At 39.8% G+C, this 19,697-nt stretch carries 15 protein-coding genes; 11 read left to right on the top strand and 4 right to left on the bottom strand.

What is annotated here, in order from left to right; genetic code table 11:
* Positions 1-4 precede the first annotated feature (4 nt).
* Entirely contained in the window at positions 5-1,042 is a 1,038-nt protein-coding gene (locus ACU6U9_RS08065) for a DUF21 domain-containing protein (RefSeq protein ID WP_446734519.1), read from the bottom strand.
* Between the two features lie 2 nt (positions 1,043-1,044).
* Complete coding sequence (locus ACU6U9_RS08060) at positions 1,045-2,403, bottom strand: magnesium transporter (protein ID WP_446734518.1); 1,359 nt, start codon at positions 2,401-2,403, stop codon at positions 1,045-1,047.
* A gap of 1,003 nt (positions 2,404-3,406) precedes the next feature.
* On the opposite strand from ACU6U9_RS08060, the gene ACU6U9_RS08055 reads away from it, so the two are divergent.
* The 4 genes from ACU6U9_RS08055 to ACU6U9_RS08040 all read left to right on the top strand — a co-directional run bounded on the left by ACU6U9_RS08055 (position 3,407) and on the right by ACU6U9_RS08040 (position 5,790).
* A complete protein-coding gene (locus tag ACU6U9_RS08055; protein WP_446734517.1) occupies positions 3,407-3,538 on the top strand; it encodes a hypothetical protein in 132 nt (43 codons plus the stop codon).
* A 106-nt stretch (positions 3,539-3,644) separates the two neighbouring features.
* Positions 3,645-4,130 (top strand): TlpA disulfide reductase family protein, encoded by a 486-nt coding sequence (locus ACU6U9_RS08050; protein ID WP_446734516.1) that lies wholly within the window; start codon positions 3,645-3,647, stop codon positions 4,128-4,130.
* Complete coding sequence (locus tag ACU6U9_RS08045; RefSeq protein WP_446734515.1) at positions 4,130-4,621, top strand: DUF4266 domain-containing protein; 492 nt, start codon at positions 4,130-4,132, stop codon at positions 4,619-4,621. The genes ACU6U9_RS08050 and ACU6U9_RS08045 overlap by 1 nt, the downstream gene beginning before the upstream one ends.
* The gene (locus ACU6U9_RS08040) at positions 4,621-5,790 is read left to right on the top strand and encodes a DUF3570 domain-containing protein (protein WP_446734514.1); all 1,170 of its coding nucleotides are present in this window, start codon (positions 4,621-4,623) and stop codon (positions 5,788-5,790) included. Before ACU6U9_RS08045 ends, ACU6U9_RS08040 begins: the two co-directional genes overlap by 1 nt.
* Positions 5,791-5,871: 81 nt before the next feature.
* Here the strand turns inward: ACU6U9_RS08040 and ACU6U9_RS08035 are convergent, their stop codons facing one another.
* Together ACU6U9_RS08035 and ACU6U9_RS08030 are read right to left on the bottom strand one after the other, a co-directional pair.
* The gene (locus ACU6U9_RS08035) at positions 5,872-7,080 is read right to left on the bottom strand and encodes an IS256 family transposase (protein ID WP_446733082.1); all 1,209 of its coding nucleotides are present in this window, start codon (positions 7,078-7,080) and stop codon (positions 5,872-5,874) included.
* A 108-nt stretch (positions 7,081-7,188) separates the two neighbouring features.
* A complete protein-coding gene (locus ACU6U9_RS08030) occupies positions 7,189-8,622 on the bottom strand; it encodes a hypothetical protein (RefSeq protein ID WP_446734513.1) in 1,434 nt (477 codons plus the stop codon).
* A 64-nt stretch (positions 8,623-8,686) separates the two neighbouring features.
* On the opposite strand from ACU6U9_RS08030, the gene ACU6U9_RS08025 reads away from it, so the two are divergent.
* The 7 genes from ACU6U9_RS08025 (at position 8,687) to ACU6U9_RS07995 (ending at position 19,696) form a co-directional block, all read left to right on the top strand.
* Complete coding sequence (locus ACU6U9_RS08025) at positions 8,687-10,786, top strand: hypothetical protein (protein ID WP_446734512.1); 2,100 nt, start codon at positions 8,687-8,689, stop codon at positions 10,784-10,786.
* A gap of 33 nt (positions 10,787-10,819) precedes the next feature.
* Complete coding sequence (locus ACU6U9_RS08020; protein WP_446734511.1) at positions 10,820-14,800, top strand: hypothetical protein; 3,981 nt, start codon at positions 10,820-10,822, stop codon at positions 14,798-14,800.
* Between the two features lie 135 nt (positions 14,801-14,935).
* Entirely contained in the window at positions 14,936-15,127 is a 192-nt protein-coding gene (locus ACU6U9_RS08015; RefSeq protein WP_446734510.1) for a Flp family type IVb pilin, read from the top strand.
* Positions 15,128-15,565: 438 nt separating this feature from the next.
* A complete protein-coding gene (gene cpaB, locus ACU6U9_RS08010) occupies positions 15,566-16,441 on the top strand; it encodes a Flp pilus assembly protein CpaB (RefSeq protein WP_446734509.1) in 876 nt (291 codons plus the stop codon).
* Positions 16,442-16,445: 4 nt separating this feature from the next.
* A complete protein-coding gene (locus ACU6U9_RS08005) occupies positions 16,446-17,774 on the top strand; it encodes a type II and III secretion system protein family protein (RefSeq protein ID WP_446734508.1) in 1,329 nt (442 codons plus the stop codon).
* A gap of 24 nt (positions 17,775-17,798) precedes the next feature.
* On the top strand, positions 17,799-18,437 hold the full coding sequence (locus ACU6U9_RS08000; protein ID WP_446734507.1) for a CpaD family pilus assembly lipoprotein: 639 nt from the start codon (positions 17,799-17,801) through the stop codon (positions 18,435-18,437).
* A gap of 29 nt (positions 18,438-18,466) precedes the next feature.
* Positions 18,467-19,696, top strand: a complete 1,230-nt coding sequence (locus tag ACU6U9_RS07995) for an AAA family ATPase (RefSeq protein WP_446734506.1) — start codon at positions 18,467-18,469, stop codon at positions 19,694-19,696.
* Position 19,697: the final 1 nt, after the last annotated feature.

The following is a 19,697-nucleotide window of genomic DNA, read 5'->3' as shown; positions in this document are numbered from 1 at the left end:
GCGATTACGATTCTTCGTCTGGGAGAGTGGCAATGCCTTTTAGTAACCGCCCTAAAATATCGGCACCGGTAATCACGCGGCTACCATTTTCAGCCCACACTAAAATCACATCTCGGTCTAACACATCATTACTATCGGCACTCACTTGCTGCGCGACTTTTAAACGTCTCATGGCCGTACCTAACGTTACTTGATCATCATTAAAAATAATTGGGCGATGAGCAAATACATACGAGTCAGTTGGGGTTTCGTCTAATAATGCAGAGCGAATAAACCCGTCTGCATCTAATACCAATAATGGCTCACGTGCCGCATTTATCAGCACAACCCATTTGTGCCCCGATGCATTCACCTTAGCTAAAAACGCTTCAAAGTCGGCCGAACCTTGTTCTGGCAACACAGGTAAATCTAATTTACATTCACATTGAATAATACTTTTAGGGTCAATCACTTCACCTTCATCAGACACTAATACATCCTGCACTGATAAAAAATTCAATGCCCCTATGCCTTCAACGTGTTCAACATGGGCTTCGTCAGCATGCATATGGGCTTCAATGATGCCCCTCAATTCGTTTTCACGAAAATAGGTGATACCTTCTCGACCCAGCCAGCCATCTAAAATTATCGCGGTCGGTTTTGCCACAGGAAACAAGACAACTTGATAAAAGCGAATTAACGGCGTTAAAAATGACGCAACTCTTAAGGCGTTTCTTGAAAAATACGCCTGCGGAAATATTTCACCAAAAAATGTAATGGCAACGGTTGAAAACAAAAATGAATACACACCCACCAGCACTGAATCCGACAATAATGTCAGCAATACATTGATTGATACATTCCCCCAAAGAATGGTCGATAATAAGAAGTTGGAGTCTTCACGCATACCAAGAATAATCTGAGCGCTTTTGTTATCACGCTTCGCTTCAACTTCTAGCTGCAAACGGCTCAAACTAAAATACGCTAAATTCAGCCCAGAAAAAGCCGCTGACTGACACAAGCACAATGCGATGCCCATCCAAATAAAAATATCTACTGTCATAATCAACTCAATAAAATGAATGAACCCAAACCTAAGAAAACAACAAAACCGACAACATCGGTTACCGTTGTTAATATCACTGAACCTGAAATTGCCGGATCAATATTGACCTTTTTCAATAAAAACGGAATAAGCGTGCCCGATGAGGCCGCCGCTAAACCGTTAATAAAAATAGACACAAATATAATGAGCCCTAAGCCAATCGAATCAAACCAATACATCACCACAAGCGCAATAATCACACCTAATAGCGCACTGTTAATAGCCGCAATGTACATTTCTTTTTTCAGTATTAATTTAATGTTGTCGGAGGTTATGTGGTTTAACGCCAAGCCCCGTAACGCCACCGCCAAGGTTTGACTGCCGGCAATGCCGCCCATGCTGGCAACCACGGGCATTAAAATCGCTAACGCCACAATTTGCTGAAGCGCCACTTCAAAATACCCAATGACAAACGAGGCCAAAAATGCCGTTAATAAATTGATACACAGCCAAACGGCACGCAATTTTGCCGCCGTCGATGCCGGTGTAAACAAGTCTTCTTGAGTTGTGGGGGTTTCTTGAATAGACGCCTGAAGTACAAGCTCTTGCGCTTCCCAAAACAACACAGATACAGGAATCGCACCCACAATTTTATCGTTACGGCGCACCGGCAACCATGACAGGTTTGCTTCAGGGTCTAAACGTGGGATCAGGCTCGTCAAACTATCCAGATGATCACATTCCATGCACGGCAACATCACCGTCTCGGCTTTCACATCGTTTTGCTGTTCAAACACCACGTGCAAAGGAATCATGCCCAACAACTCGCTGCGATCATTCACCACAAACAGGGCCTTAACGTCGCCTTTTTTACGAACTCTCTCAGCCAATGAACTAAGCGATACCCGAGGGCGCACCCGTAAAATACTGCTGTTCAAATGACGACCCACCTGGGTATCGTCATAACTCAAGGCTTGTTGTAATTCTTCGACTAACTCATCTTCTTGATCGAGTAAGATCGCATCCACCATGCTGTTAGGCATGATGTCGGCAAATAAGAGTAAATCCGCCGTATCCGCTTCGCTTTGCAGCGCTTGGCGAGTGGCGAGGTCCAGTGAGTCAATCAGGTTCTTGGCGGTATCGTCCTGAAGGTTATACAACACATGCCAATAACGCGTGGCGGGCAGTACTTTCCAGACAACCAAGCGTAAATCTAACGGAACCGACTCGATTACCTGAGCAATTTCGTCATCCAGCAACGCTTCATATTCGCCATACGATACTTGTGCGCCCGGTTCCATGCTGAGCAACAGGGATATTAAAGCGCTAACCCCTTCAGGATGGCGCTCTTGCGCAATATTTTCATTTTCTATGGGCATACATTCCCCACCCTATTACTTTATTTAAACGGTATAGACGTAGTAAAGCACTAAACCGTCATCTTCATACACATTAGTGACGATTCTTTAGCGACTCACGTCTTTTATTGATTGGTATTGACGGCATTATTCTTCACGGTGCAATAAGCCCTGAAAGCGGCCCTGACCAAACCATTCGTCGGATGCCTATTTATCAATGGTGAACAAGTTCCTAAGCTTATGACTTTCATGCGCAGTCTTGGGGTAATGATGCTAAGGCAATCAGCGCGGAAATAGTGAAAGAACTGCGTTAAAGCACGACACAAAATTACCGGCATCCTATTGCAATGATAGGGCGCTGTCATATTGTTACCTTAATTAGAAAATCTCGTAGATTGATTTCCCAATAGCCGTAAAAGTACGGCCTTCACTATTTTGTATAATGCACGCTACAAACAATACGCCCTTACAAGAAGGACTATCGGGTGACCACTGGCAGATGCTTGTTTCCATAGTTTGCATCATTGAATTGGTATTATTGGTTATTACCCACTTGCCTGTATCTTGCAGTTTTGCAATGCCATCGCCGTGTAACCAACGATAACGCTGTCGATATCGCCACGGATACTAAATTGTGGTCAATAATATTGGAATTTCAGGGTGCCAAAATGTCTGCCGCTTCAGTATCACTATTATATTTAACAAGGCCTAAAACATTATTGGCAAAATAATAATAATAGGACCTACCATGAAATTGACTAAAATTGCTTTAGCAACAGCAATGACGGTTGCTGACGGAACGCCAAGTGCAGAAACTTTTTTGCGATAATCGCCTCACCGTTTGATATGGGCAAAGCTATGAAGTAATTGATCTGACCGCGCGGTTGTTACATTTGAGTACTACAGCGGATTGGCCAAAGTAAAGCACTCAACTCAGCGACATTACTCTATTCATGCTCGACCCAAAAATCTTTCGCATGTTAATTGATGACCTTATTTCCATAGGTATCACCATGCTGGCCGCTTGCGAACAGGTAAAAAACTAGGCGCAGAAGTGGTTGAATGGGCCGCAATAATCGACTTCCCAGCACTTAACGGCTCACATAAGATTCGTGAAGCAGGGTTGGATGCCTATTCTATTTGTGATTTTGATTAATCCGTAAAGCGAAAAAACGTAAATATCCTATTACTAAGCAAATATTGCAAATGATAATAACAATCATTAAGATGCACATTAATAAAACTATGCCCATCTTACTATTATGAAAAATACTCTGTTATCTATTCTATCCGCATCACTTTTCAGTATTCTCCCCCTTTCAAGCTCAGCGTTAGACGTTGAAGAACAATTAACACCAGAGCTTATTAAAAAACTGGATATTGATCCAAATAAAATCACCTTAATTGACTTCTTCGCATCTTGGTGCGCGTCCTGCCGTGTTGAGCTACCAAAAATTTCTGAGTTAGTACCGCAACTAGATAGCACTCAATTTGAAGTGATCGGCATCAATGTCGATGAAGAGCCACTTGAAGGCCAACAATACATCGACTCTTTTTCTAAAGTTGGAGGATTAAATTTCAGAGTTGTTATGGATCCAGAACAACAGATGATTGAGATATTTGAGCCCATTGGAATGCCTGCCTTGTATTACATTCAAAATGGTAAAATTAAAATAATGCACTTAGGTGCCATGACAAACATTGATAGCGTTATTGTGTCGGATATATCTAAACTAGGATATCAATAATGACTCAAATAGCCGTTCTGTCTTTAATGCTATTCTTAACGGCTTGTAGTCACTATCAGAAAATTGAACAAGTCCAGTCTAAAACCAATCCGGCCTCACAATCGAAAAATCGATACAATCAAGGCGATATCGTTTTTGATAGTAAGCGCAAAGAAGCACGCTCCTCGGCAGTCGAGCTAACCAATTTCTCAAATAAAAAGCCCCTTTCAGCCGTCATACCGAAAGTCGAAGAAGAAAAAATAATACCAAAATCGATAGTAACCAATAATAAAAAGAATGCACCAAGTAAGCCCTCTCTTTGGTCACAGTTTATTGACATTTTCACTCCTGAAAAAGTAAAACCTTGGCAAAAATCAATACTGGCCAAGGCAACCATGAAACCTGGCGGGCTAACGCCTGCGAGTGAAAAATTTAATCAAAAAATATATTCATCTAAAGAAAGTAGTCGCGGTGGCCTAGGCGTTGCTGGCGGCGGGTGTGGGTGTAACTAATGAAAGCAAAATCAACCTTAGCTTTGATCGCGGCAGCCGCATCATCACTCATACAGGCCAATGATAAAATATCATTAGATTATTTATCCTATCAAGAAAATGACAATAGAATTAAGGTCGACGACTACGCAGTTAGCATAGAGACTAATCCTAATGTGAACCATCAAATTAAAATAAATGCAGGCATCGATACGATTACTGGAGCATCACCTGCTTGGCAACCTGATGTCGTACAAAGTGCCGCTCCTTTACAAGTTCAACAGGCATCATCCTCTAATATTTATGGTTTTGATAGCGCAGGTTATCGCATAAAAAATGTTCCTTTACCTGAAGAGCAAAGAAAGTCGGCGGGTATCAGCTGGCTAAGTCGTGACCAAAAAAGAAATGAACTGACTCTTAGCTTAGATTATTCAACTGAACCTGATTATGTAAGTAAGGCTATTGCGGCTAATTATCTTCTCTTTGCTGATCGCTATAAAAATCGCAGCTATAGCTTAGGTGCTTCTTTTCAAAGTAATGAATCTAAAGTTTTTGATTCATTCTATAAAACCAGTTGGGACAGTTTGACAGCAACAAACATTCAACTGGGGGTAAGCCAGGTAATATCCAAAAGAAGTTTGATTGACGGCAACATCTTTGTGATTTATGACGAAGGATACTTATCAAATCACTATCAAACGATTCTCAGAAAATTCGATGGTGATGGCGATGGCATTCAAGAAAGCTATTTATCAGCAGAACAACGCCCAGAAGAAAAAAAAGGCTACGGTATTGCAAGCAATTGGACTGTGCAGTGGAATAACGTATTCAGTACCCATGTAAATATTAGAATGTATCAAGATGACTGGGGAATAAATTCACAAACAGCTTCATGGAAAACCTACTTCAGTTTAAATGATAATTGGAACTTTCATTTAATGGCTCGTATTTACCAGCAATCCGCCGCTGATTTTTATAAAGATGCCGACAAAATACAGCCTGAATTTGCGATAACAGGCTATGGCAGTGCCGATCATAGATTAGGAAGCTATCGTTCGACTACAACAGAAGCAGGAATTACTTATGTATTATTAAATACAATCATACTCAGTGGTCAAACCGGTAAGTATCAACATGATACCGGCTTCGAAGCAAATTGGGTAAGTTCAAGTTTTACAATTAAGTATTAAAGTTGATATTCGAAAAATAAGCGCTAATACAATCGATACTGAATCCAAGAGGATGTAAGCCATTCTGTGTAACCGCCAGTTTTAAATGTAATCTTTCAAACGGTCTTCGAACATGATCATAAATCGGTTCAAGGCCGTTTTCCAGTTTCTTATGGGCATAGTCCACTTTTCCGAAGCTTGTCGTACCGCAAGGTAAACCACTTTTTTAGCCGACTCTTCTGTTGGAAATACTTTTCGTTTTTTCGTCGCTTTTCGAATAACGCTGTTCAGAGATTCAATGGCATTGGTTGTGTAAATGGCTTTTCTGATATCAGCAGGATAGTTAAAAAGCGTATTTAAATTCTCCCAGTGATTACGCCAAGATCGGCTGATTTGTGGATATTGACCATCCCACTTCTCACTAAAATCAGACAGTGATTGCAAGGCACTTTCCTCAGTCGCGGCCTGGTAAATTTTCTTTAAATCAGCGGTGACGGCTTTGTAATCTTTCCAAGGAACGTACTTCACTGAGTTACGCACCATGTGCACGATGCACAGCTGAATTTGCGTTTCTGGATAGACGGCATTGATAGCATCTGGAAAGCCCTTCAGGCCATCCACGCAAGCAATGAGAATGTCTTTCACACCACGATTCTGCAGCTCAGTCAGAACATTTAGCCAGAACTTAGCCCCTTCGTTTTCAGATAGCCACATGCCCAATAACTCCTTGTGGCCTTCCATGTTGACGCCTAAGGCAAGGTAAACTGATTTATTGATCACCTGTTTGTCCTGACGAATTTTAAGCACGATGCAATCAAGATAAACAATGGGATACACCGCATCTAATTCACGAGATTGCCATTCAATCACTTCTTCAATGACCGCATCAGTGACTTTTGAAATTAGGCTTGGAGAGGCATCTGCGTTATACAGTTCTTTAAACGTTTTAACGATTTCTCGTGTGGTCATGCCTTGGGCGTATAAAAATAAAATTTTATCGTCCATCGAGGTAAACCGAGTCTGATTTTTCTTTACTAATTTAGGATTAAAAGAGCCTTCGCGATCCCTAGGGGTATCTAGTTGAAACTGGCCATCTTCGGTGCGTAAAGTTTTACTGGTGGTGCCATTGCGGCTATTGGAGTTAGAGGATTCTTCATTCCGTTCATAACCAAGGTGCTCATCAAGCTCAGTATTTAAAGCCCGCTCAACTGTCACTTTAGTGAGCATCTGACGAAATTCATTAAGGTCTTGTTCTGTTTTAATACCCTTTGCCGCTTCGCGGGCAAAGGCTTCTAGTGCTTCTTTGTTCATTGCTGCCTATCCTTAGCCATTTCTGGCTTTGATGATAAGCAGTTACACAGATTTATCTACAGCCTCGAATCCAATATTTATGAACTGGATTCAGTTTTATATTAAGAGCTAGAACGCTATCATTTGATATTCAGACTTAGTTGAAACAACTAAATTATTTTCTTCCATATCGAGAGAGGTAAATTCTTTTTCTAAATCAAGAGTTGAAATAATTTTAACCGGGTTTTCCACTGATCTCAATTCCACGCTGTTCCCTTGCAACACGGCTAGAAAACCACGCTTAGCATCACTTTCAATGCCCATAACATTATCTGAAAATGATAAATCTGAGCGCGCAACCAAGCTACCCTGATTAATATCGATTAACATTACCCGGTTTGCAATTGATACCGCAATAGAATCTGATGAATTAAAAAATGTCATGTCTGTTACTTTTTCAGCACTGCTAGTAACCGCATCAATAGGTAACAAAGCCCCATTATTCATTGAAGCTGATCCTAATGCTTTAATATCTATTAAATGAAGATTATATTGCCCAGCAACCTTTAATGTCACCAGTGCCAATCTTTCCCCATCCTTATCAATCGCCCAATCAATCAAAACGTCCCCTGGAGCCCATCCTAAAATAGGCGATTGAGCGATAACAACAGCCTTAGAATTCAGCTCTACAATTCGAATTTCATCTTGATTTGTCAATGCATTACGATAAATTTGCCAACCTAATAGTCGACCATTTTCCGCTTGTAATGTGCGTTGGATATAACCGGTTTGCGCAAGCATATTACCACTGCCATCCATTGCCATCGAACGAAGGAAACGATCACTATTCTCTTGCGCCGCAGTTAACAAAGATACATCGCCAGTATAAACGCCATATTGTTTACTATATGCAATGCCTAATCGCTCTTCGATTGCCGATGCCGTACGAAAAGGAACAACAGCCCAAATTTTTTGATTATCTCTGACATCAAGTGAAGCGCTTACTAAAGAATTAGGATAGAGAAATGAATAACCATCATCATCATCATCATCATCATCATCATCATCCTCATCATCATCATCATCATCATCATCATCATCATCATCATCCTCACCCTCACCCTTTAATGCCACAAAGCCTGACTTATCAAAATCGTAATAATCGCCTGCATCCTCTGTCGTAACACGAGTCGCAAACGACTGATCACTTGTCACAACGGGTGACAAAGGGTCTGTCACATCAATAGTTTTTAGCGTATTGGGTGATGCTAATGCGATTAGAATTTGATTATTTTCTAAATCAAAATTCAATATTGGCTGAATTGAGGAAGAAGAAAATATTGAGTGAAGCCCACCCGATAATGCAAGAACCCCATGATCTGCAACAGGCTGATCAGGAAAAGATGAGATCGGGGGCGGGGTAACAGGCCCGGTATCAATACTTCCGGAGCTAGGCAAGTCACTGGTATTTCTTTTCGAATTAGAACTTGAACCAGAGCCTCCGCAAGCCGTCAAGAAAGTTGACATGATAATGCCTAAAACAATTTTTTTTTCATAAATCACTAGTTTATATCTCACCAATAGTTAATAATAATGAGATATATTATCATTTAGATTAAGAATTACAATGACCCCTCCCAACAAGCATTCTCACATTAAATTGTTTAGCCTGTATGGAAGCCTTATCTTACTGACAGCTTGCGGAGGCAACAGCTACAACTCCACGCCACTCGTATCAGAATTGGTTGAAAGAAGCTGCATTGATAGCAATAATAACCATCGTTGTGAAATTGCAGAGCTCGAAAAATTCTCTGAGCTTTCAAAAAATAAAACATCCATTGATGACAATACTAATGATAAGCCGCATTTTTTAAGCACACGCTTACTAGAAACTGTAAATACTTTAACTGGCGAACAAAAATACGTTTTTACCGCGCCACTATCAAGCCTACAAACCGATGCGCTCACCACGCTTCTTTGGCACGAAATCCATCACAATCCTTTGGTTAATAATGCACAAGAAGCCAAAAATTATTTAACTCAAAAACTTGGAATAATCTGGCCACAAGGCAATATCATTTCGGCGGCTTATGAACAGCAAGAGTCCATTGTTCGCGAACATCTTATCTATGCACAATCAATCAACACATCAAGAATAGCCATTACAGCAACGGTTGAATCCATGATTCAAAGCCGCTCACTTGACACTATGGCCGATTTTTCTTTAGTGCAAGATCAACAACTTCCTCTTGTAATGAATGACCATTATGTTTCTTCAGCACCGATTACTCGCTGGCATTACAACCAACGCCAACAGAAATTGGCAATCGCCCACCTAGGCAGAACTATTGAGTTATTAAATGTGAGCTCTATTGGCCAAATGTCAAACCCTAAAGATTTAAACATTAGTTCTGGCACAAAAAGAGTCGATTCAAAGAAGGTCGGCAAAAAAATAACAATGTTGGCAACAAGAAATACAAGTTTAAAAAGAATAGACGCATTCACATCAGCAACATCCGTAACGCCTGCTCCACCACCTGCCCCACCACCTGTTCCTGTTCCACCTACACCTACACCTACGAATCCAGATGCTCCTACTGGTGAAGCGAGAGTTTTAACACCCAGTGGCGAAATACAAGCGCTTTATTTAAGTTCTGATAATCGCACAGGATTAGTATTAACCATCGACTCCGCACAATTACAATCAGCAAAAAGAGCCTGTAATCAAGATATTATCAGTTATGGCATATTCAAATTTGATTACTATTTAACAAATAATAAACGAACACCCGTGACCTCTGCCTGCTCACAACACAGCTTAAGCCTAATCGATGTTTCATCAGATGGCTCATCAATCTTGGCATGGGACTACATTGCTAAACGCTTATACATTATTGATAGTCAGACTATGTACGAAGCAAGTAGCTATTATTTACAATTAAATTCTCCTCTATTGAAAATGAAATTAAATCCATCTGGAGAATATGCTTTTATCGCGGAAGAAGAAGGCCAGCGTAGCTATATTGTTCGTATTAATGATATGAAAGTAATGGATGACTTTTCATTTGCAGGCAACCAGATTGAAGATGTTCAGTGGCTAGCAGAAGGTAATAAATTATTTATTACTAGCCTAAACGAATGGCAACTCTGGGATACTCGCTTGGCTTATAATCCTACAATGCTGGAAAGTGGTGAATTAATAGGAACAGGGAAAATCAGTCTAAATGACAACGCCAGCCTAATTGCAAGAATAAATAATAATGAACTAAGCATTTATAGACTAACTGATAACGCCCCGATCGGTACATACAACAATGTCGAATCGATCATTTGGAACGGTGACCAAATTTTTACACGCAACAATAATACAGTCAGAATATTATCGATTCAGCCACCAACATCAAACCCTGTTCAAGCTGCAAAATCATTATTAACGGACAGCTATATTGCCGCAAGTAACACATCATTGAATAACATTACAAGTAACTTAATGCTTCCAAATAATGTAGCCCAACTCAGTCATTCACAGAAAGAAAGTTATACAGAGATGAAGATTAACTGGGAAATTCCTTCTGAGCTGAGCAGTAACATTGATGAAAATGGTACGGTTACTCAATCTTCAACGATTAAACAAGGTGTATTGACCGCCACTATTAATGGTTACTTTCGCGGTGATGCACTTCGCTGGCAAAAACAGTTTCGGCTGACCATTCCTGCGCAACCTTAACCTTATTCACAGACATTAATTACGGAGACTTTCATGAAAATTTGGCAATCCTCTTTGCTGGCCACTGCTATTATGGCACTTGCCGCCTGCGGAAGCTCTTCATCCAGTGACAAAACTAGGAATCAAAGTGATCTTGCGCCAGTTGACCCAAATTCTGGCAATATTCATTACGGTCGTGTTATTGATGGCTATTTGGAAAATGCCATTGTTTGCGTTGATAGCAACAGCGATAACCAATGCAGCACTACCGAAAGCCCAATTAAAACAGATAATCAAGGTAGGTTTAACTTAGCCGAACTAAATAATAAACCGCTCATCGCACAAGCTATCGCAGGCATGACTAAAGATAGCGATGATAATGGCACAACCATTAAACAAGGATTTACACTGACGGCCTCAGCTGATCATGGCGGAATAATAACACCTTTTACAACACTGCTAGTCGCTTTAGAAAAAAACGGATTAAGCAAAACAGATGCATTAACAGAACTATCAAGCAGTATCGATATTGCCACTGAAAATATTACCCAAGATTTTGTAAAAATAGGGGATTCAGCGATGGCTAAAATTGCTCAAATATTAGTAGATACTATTCAATCCATTTCTAAAAAAGCGCTACAAGAATCTGACAATCCGACCATTGACCAATTAAAAATAGAAGCGTTGGCGTGGCAACAGATAACGCCCGCTGCATTAGTAACATTAACAAAATTGAGATTACAAAATAGCGATGCCCTACCAAGTGAACTGTCTACGCTCTGGATTAATACGACACCAGAGCTAAATATTACAAAAGAAGAAATTTCAGATGACACCCCGACTAAACCTACTAAACCTACTAAACCTACTAAACCCACTAAGCCTGCACCCAAAGGTCAATTCAGTAAGATAAGTGCGACAGGTCAAATACTCGCAGAAAATGCAAATGAATATGCCTGTGTCACACAAAACATCAACGCAGAAAACAAAGTTATACCGTCAGAAAAACGTAATACTTGGATGCTACTTATTCCTAAAGATACTACTTATGAAGATATAGCGTTTACTCCAGAAGGTTATACTTCCACAGATTTATTTTGGGATTATTCATGGAATCCAAATGCAAGCTACAGCACAACGTTTACAAAACCTAATGGGTTAACCAGCAGGAGTCATAACGCCAATCAAGTAGAAATGTATGTCGAATTACTGAATAAAGCAAAATACTGTGGCTTTAGTGATTGGACAATCCCATCAGTAACTGACATGCAAGCACTGAATACATCACCATTAGAAAATAATTCGAATATCAAGTCTTTAAACAGAGAAATATTTAAGAACTTTACAGGTATTGAAACTGAAATAAAAAATAGAAGCCAATTGAATGGTGGCGATATTGACCCGAATTATTCCCCTTATTTAGTTAATCCTTATTTTTGGACAAGCACACGCACACAAAAAAATGGTGTATTAAGTATAAGTATTAATGAGTATAAAAAATACTTACATCCAACAGAAACGAATAATTCTGACCACATACTTACCGATATCTTTGGTGGAAACACCTATTTCGCGTTACGTGCCGTACGTAATAACCGCTTTCAACGCATAGCCAATAATGGCACTGAATTAAATTTAACCGGCACCGATTGGCAGTGTGTGAAAGATAACAAAACCCCTGGAAGACGCTACTGGAGTAACCCTGTGGCCGAGCTAGCTGATGTAAAATTCGCAGAAATTTCTTCATCGATCGACATATTCAATAACAAAAAGACCTGTGGATTTAATGATTGGCGCCTACCGACTAAGCAAGAATTGTTAACTCTAAAACCTATACACAGCGATGCCTACTTCCACATTGGTACTTTAAAAGAAGTTAGAAACTACAATACTTATTATCACGATTATGTTTGGACTCAACCGAAAGAAGGCGATGATGACGAAGCTGTACATCTAAGAATGCAGTCTGATTATGACCTACCCCATACCAGCATGAATGATAATAATGTAAAACTAATTTTAGTCCGTGATGACATACTCGCAGCCACGAATTTTGATGTAAACATTGAAAAGTATATCGAAAAAGTGAATGCCATCGATGATTTAAAAACTGATTTCGATAATATCGATGTTGATACTTCTGCGACTGCAGAAGAAGACATTAAAACAGCCTTTCGAGCGCTTTCAACCTTGCCAAGTCTTCTGGAAGATCGTCAAGAAAAAATTGCGGCCGCGAAAACCGTATTAACCACCGCGGAAGCTCAGCACATATCGTTGTATATCGATATGAAAACAGTGGAGCGCACAAATAACTTATCGACGGAGCAAGCAGCACAAACACGTATCCAAAATGAATTGGTGGTCGACACCCATAATCTTAAAAATAAATTGAACGAATTATTCGCACAGTACGATACTGTAAGCTTTAGTTCTGATAACGCCAAGGCAGAAGTATTAAGCGCAGGCATCAGTAGCGCCAATGCAATCTTGGCATTATTAACGGACTTAGGCGATAAGCTAGGTGATGACGCCACCGCTGACAAAGCAGCCATTCAATCCCTGGTAGCAGCCAGAATAACCGAGTCAGAAACTTTACCCATTGTCAGCATCAATGGTTTTTTCAAGATTGCAAAAAATGGTAATACAGCAAAAACGTCTACAGCCTATGGCGATGCTTGGCGCTGCGTTCAGAAAACAGACATTATTGGCGGCTTTACAACCAAAATCAATTGGACGATTCTAGATAACCTAGACCTAAAAAATAATCACTCAACCGCTACGCAACGCTTAATCGATAGCAATACTGAAAACTTGTGCGGCATTAATACTTGGCAATTACCTTCAAAAGATGCGTTAAAAACATTAAAAACCATTGATATTACAACCAGCAGTGGTACTCAAACGAAGACCATTGATGACGCTATTTTCATCCATCATCAAGACGCTATTAAAACTGCTCCCTACTATTGGACTAATGATAGCGGTTTAAACCCAAATATTGTCCGCTATGCACAAGCTGATATTGAAGAAAGCAGCTCTAGCACTCGCAAAAGTAACGACGACACAGTAAGTGATGTCAACAGCCGCTTCTTTTACGAGGTGACGACCTATACTCCAGGAGATACATCTTGTGGCGAGAATGGTGTGCGTTTTGGAAGTAACTGCTATCAGGTGCATACCGATAAACTATCATGGGAAGATGCTAGACAGAACTGTATCGATAGCGGCCAACATTTAATTGCGAATAGCGCCTTAACAAAAAAAGATTATTCACGTCTCCAGCTTGGTTTAAACCTTGTCTCTGGCGAGACATACTGGCTAACAAAAGAAACAACATTTTCTAGCTATGCGCACTACTTAAAAGAAGAAACTACTAATATTTGGGAAGAAAATACCTTCGAGCATAAATCCAATCCCAAAGCCTATATCTGTACTGGCCCGGCCATAGCGCTAAGCAAACCTACTGCCCCAACATCGCCAACTCACGACGACGATGCCGATACCTTTGGCTGGACAAATGCTACTGGCTTTGATGATGCAACAGACTATCAATATAGCTTAGACAATGGGATAAGCTGGAAAGACGTTGTTAGCAATCCGATTAATCCATCTAACCTCGACATAGCAGCGGGCCATGTTCAAGTGCGAGTCAAAGCCGCGGAAGATACAAACCCTACTGGTGATACTCTAAAATCTTTGCACGCTTTCACTAAACAGGCCGGCCTTTGTGCCGGAGGTGATGCAGCTGTAGAAATTGATGGCAATTGCTATACACGCCATGACTCAGGGAAGAATTGGACAGAAGCCAAAGATTTTTGCATTGCGGATAGTGCATCACTGGTTACTCAGGCAACCGCTATTTCTATTGCATCGAATCTGGCAACAGAACTTAGCTTAGCCACTAGCTCAACTTATTATTGGCTGCTAGATAATGAGCTGAACTATAATCGTGCTCAAGCATTAACCTACTATGGGAGCTGGTCTACCTATAATAAAGATCTTGGGCATCAACAGCCATTTATTTGCGTGAAGTAGTTTCTAACCCCTGCATGATAAGTACTGTACTTATCATGCAAACCGCCCTCTCAACCTTCTACTCTAAATAACAATAAACTTAATGCGAATCACTCTCACTCGTGTATAATGCCGTTCATTATTTAAGGACATGCCATGAAAATCATACATATATTAATTGCATTTTCTCAAGACAAACGAGCAGTAACCGCTATCGAATACGGCGTATTAGCAGCATCAATTGCACTCGGTATTGGTGGGATTTTTGGCAGTGATAGTGAATTTATGGATGCCCTAACGAAGACATTCGGAAATATTACCAAGCAACTTGGTAGTGCCTCAGAATAAATACTTACTTGTCAGGCATTATTTTAGCCACTGTGATTATTTTATTAATCATTGCAATGACACAAGATGTTCTTAACCGTGAAGTTTATCACTCTATAACATTAGCCATGCTTTTATTAACGTTTTTACACTTAATAATTGAAGTTCAATTCACTTTTGGCAATTTATCATTGTTTTTTTTTCTGTCACGACTATCAGTTTTTTATTTTGGTTCCTTGGAATTTGGGGAGGCAGTGATAGCAAATGGTTAATACTGAGTATGCCTTGGCTAGATTTAAGTACATGGGGTGAGTGGTGTTTATTATTCTCAATTCTTTTAAGTATTTATCTAATTTTTTCCTACTTTAAATCGACACAATCACTTGCACTACTAGCCCCAATGAATAGTGCCTCAATAATCTTAATATTATTTTACCAATGGCCAATTTGGAGTCATTTATGAATACAAAGCGACTCATCGCTTTTTCTTTAGTTTTTATCTTTTCAATTTTGGGCGCTGTATTTATTAAAATAGCGATGACCCCAATAGAAAAAGAAAAAAAAAGCATAATAACGACATCTCCTCCCATTGAAATAATGAAAGTCCTCGTGGCTCAACGCACTTTAGATGATGGATCTTTTATCAGTAAAGGTGATGTTCGCTGGGAAAAAAAAGAACTTATTGGCAATGGTTGGATACACAGCAATCAATTTGACCTTAACGATTTTATAGGCGCTGTTGCATTTGAAGGAATTCAAGCTGGAGAGCCTATCTTGTATGAAAATCTGATTCGTCCACAGCAACAGGGCTTTTTGGCAACCGTTCTTGCACCTGAAACTCGTGCTATTAGCATTCCTGTTAACGAAGTAACCGCTAATGCAGGACTTATTAGTCCTGGTGATTTTGTCGATATCCTACTCACTTTTTACGCTGATAGTGATCGTGGTGAGAAATCTGTCCAAAGAGGACGTGATGTTTCAATGTTGACCAGTAAAACACTTGCATCTGCCATTCGAGTCATCGCGATCAATCGTCAGAGTGTCGCTCATCCCAATAATGAACTTGATACCGTAATTACAACGGCAACATTAGAAGTTAAACCAAAATTAGCACAGCATTTAACCATCGCGACTCGCATGGGTGAGCTTGCATTAACGTTGCGTTCAAAGCGTACACCAGGGAACATAACGGATATGGAATCTTGGAGTGGTGATGTTCACACAGCGGTCGATCAATTAAAACCTGACCCTGGATTAGTTCTGATGAGAGGCAGTTCAACCCAAATAGTCGGCTACCCTCAGCAAGATCAAAATACCAAAGCAGGAAAAGAATAACTAAATGACGATTAAATCAATGAAGTCAGCCCTTACGATTATCTGCAATTGTTTTACCTTGGCAGCTGTCTTATGTTCATTTCAAAATGCCCATGCAGAAAATTTAAAAAGCCTGAACTTATTGCTAAAACAGGGGCAGCTCATCCAACTGCCTCAAGCAGCAAAAGCGATTTTTATTGCCAACCCAGAAATTGCTAGTTACCAAGCGCCTAGCTCTCAATCATTATTTATTTTTGGGCAATCTGCAGGCATTACAACTCTTTATGTTTTAGGGCAAGATGAAAAAGTAATTTATGCCAGAACTATCCAAGTAACACATGATGTCGATAATTTATCGAAATTAATTAAGCAACAATTCCCCGCCAGTGACGTGAGCGTTATTTCGACTGCCAACCGATTAATATTAACAGGAAGTATTTCTACGCCTGAAGTAGCCGACAAAATTGCATTTCTTTCCCAAGGGTACTTATCCGATATCGAAGCCGAAGGCAGTAATCCAGAATTAATTAACCAGCTCAGTATAAATCTGCCAACTCAAGTTAATATACGTGTTCGAATTGCAGAAATGGACAGAGAAACAGCTAGAGAATTTGGTTTTGATACAGAACTTAAAGTTAAATACGCCGTGTCCCTAAAAACAATTAATCCATTCAATAATTCATTAAGTGTACAGCTAAAGGCTTTAGAAGCAGAAAGCTTAATCAGTATATTAGCTGAACCTAATTTAACGGCGGTATCAGGAGAGCAGGCACAGTTTTTAGCTGGAGGACAATTTCCAATCTTTATTACTGGCAATAATGGTGAGATAACCATTGAATATCGTGATTATGGCGTCGCCTTAGATATAACCCCAACAATACTTTCTCCTGAGCGTATAAGCTTACAAGTAAAACCTTCTGTTAGTGAACTCAGTGATAGAGCTGTCGTTCAAGTAAATGGATTTACGCTACCGGGGCTCACAACTCGCTCAGCATCGACGACCGTCGAACTTGCCAGTGGGCAAAGCTTTATTTTAGGGGGGTTAATACACGAAAGAGAAAATACGGTTATCAGTGAAATTCCTTTTTTAGCTGACATCCCTATTTTAGGTGCCTTATTTCGTTCAGAAAAATACAGTCGTAAAGAAACTGAACTAGTCATTATTGCAACGGCCTATATCGTTGAGCCAAGCAGAGAAAATAATTTACACATTCCTCAGCACGGAATGGAACCTTACGACCATTGGCAGCGTTATTTATATGGTCGAATCTTAAAACCTAATACCATTGATTCAAATGAATCCATTAACGGTGACCAACCAAAAATAGTCGGTGATTACGGTTTTATTTTTTAGCGCTAAAACGTAGGTATTAACAGAATGAAAAAATACACTTATAAAACTTTAACAAAAAAATGGGCTGTCCCTTTAATACTTATTTTATTAAGTATATTAACTGGCTGCGCTGGAATGTCTCCGAAGGCACAAATAAAGCTCTCGATTAAACAAGTCGAGTGGACCACAGATTCAACAGCCTTTAATGAGCAAGCACAAAACAGCCTTACTCAGTGGATTAATTCATTACCAATAGCAGATGTACGCTTAAAGCTAGACTCATCAACACACTATTATTCGCAATTAAGAGCTTATCTAATAAAACAAGGCTTCACTTCAGAACAATTAGAAACTTTTTCAGAAGAAATTAGCTTACCGACAAACAATATTTTTATTGCCGGCATTGTTATAAAGCGCAGCATTCCAAACTGTCCATCTTGGGTTGTACCCAATATGGCGGATAGTAATGTAAGCCAAAGTAGTAATTTTGGCTGTGCTAGCCAACGGAATCTCGCCATTATGGTCGCAGATCCAAGCGACCTTATTCGCGGTAAAAAACTAAGTCCTGCTAGCGCTGAATATACTACGAATGCCCTTAACCGCTATTACCGTCGTAATGTAGAGCAACCAGAACCAGAAACTCCAGCGGGACCTTTAACCTCTCCCGTAATCACCGCTCAATAGCGCATCGCTAAAATGAATAGGAACTTAATATGAAACCCTCATTATTAGCGTTCACTGCACACAGTGGGCAATTTAAAGATGATATTCATGCGCAAGTAAATCATTTATGTAACGACTTAAATATCAGCGAACACAATACTTTTCCTGCAAGCATTACGCAAATGTCTCAATATTTAGCGACTAAGCCCTCCCCTAATATTTTGATCGTTGATTTAAGTGAGATAAATCTGACGACTGAAATAAAACTCGAAGATGCTTTACACCAACTAGCAGAAGTGTGTGAACCTGGGACAAAGGTTATCATCATTGGCGATGAAATTACATTAGAGCGCTATAAACAATTATTAGACATTGGCATTGAAAATTATCTAACACTGCCCATTAATTATGACGTGCTATTACACAGTGCTAAGCAATGTCTTGGTTTAGCGTCTAATTTACCCAAGCAGCACAGTAAAAGTATTGTTATCACAGGACTACAAGGTGGCGTTGGTAGCACGACAATAACAGCAGCGCTTGCTCAAAAGTTAGCTCAACTAGGCAGTCACTCGTTAATTGCTGATATCGATACCGAGCTAGGTGATTTATCTTTATTTTGGAAAAAGCTCAATGAAAACGAAAAAGATAAATTTAAAAAAAGCGCCATTCCTCTACAACAGTTACAAGAAATTGGGTCTATAGAACGCATTATTCAAAATTTAGCGCCAAGGTTAAATTATTTAGCCGTTGATACCACGTTAAACGATGACCCTAGTGTATTTTCTAACGTTCGAAGTAAACTAGCGACGCAAGCGACCACCGTATTATGGGATATTCCTAAGCATCACCACCTAGCAAAATCATTATGGCTGCAAGCAGATACCTGTGTCTGGGTATTAGAAAGCAGTGTTTCGGTATTGCGTCATTGGAATACAATTAAACAATACTTAGACCACCATAATAATAAAGCGAATAATACGCGTCACATATTTGTACTCAATCAAACACGAAAAGAACGCAGCGAACAAATATCAATAAACGTATTAGAACAAGCACTACAGCAGTCATTAATTATATTACCCTATGCAGGACAACAAGCCTTAGATTCCGCTAATTTGGGACAAGCTGAATTATTATTAGAGGGAAGGCTAGGCCAAGCTATTGATGACATTTGTGCCAATATTCTTACCCGGTCGAAGAAAAAAATTGAAACACGCAGCCCGTTGCGTAATTTTTTACGCCCTCTGCGTAAATTAAAATCTAACAAAGTTGCGGTATAGT

The sequence above is a fragment of the Pseudomonas sp. HK3 genome (assembly GCF_052920985.1).
The sequence above is the reverse complement of the archived record's forward strand: the minus strand, read 5'-3'. Positions and strand labels throughout refer to the sequence as shown.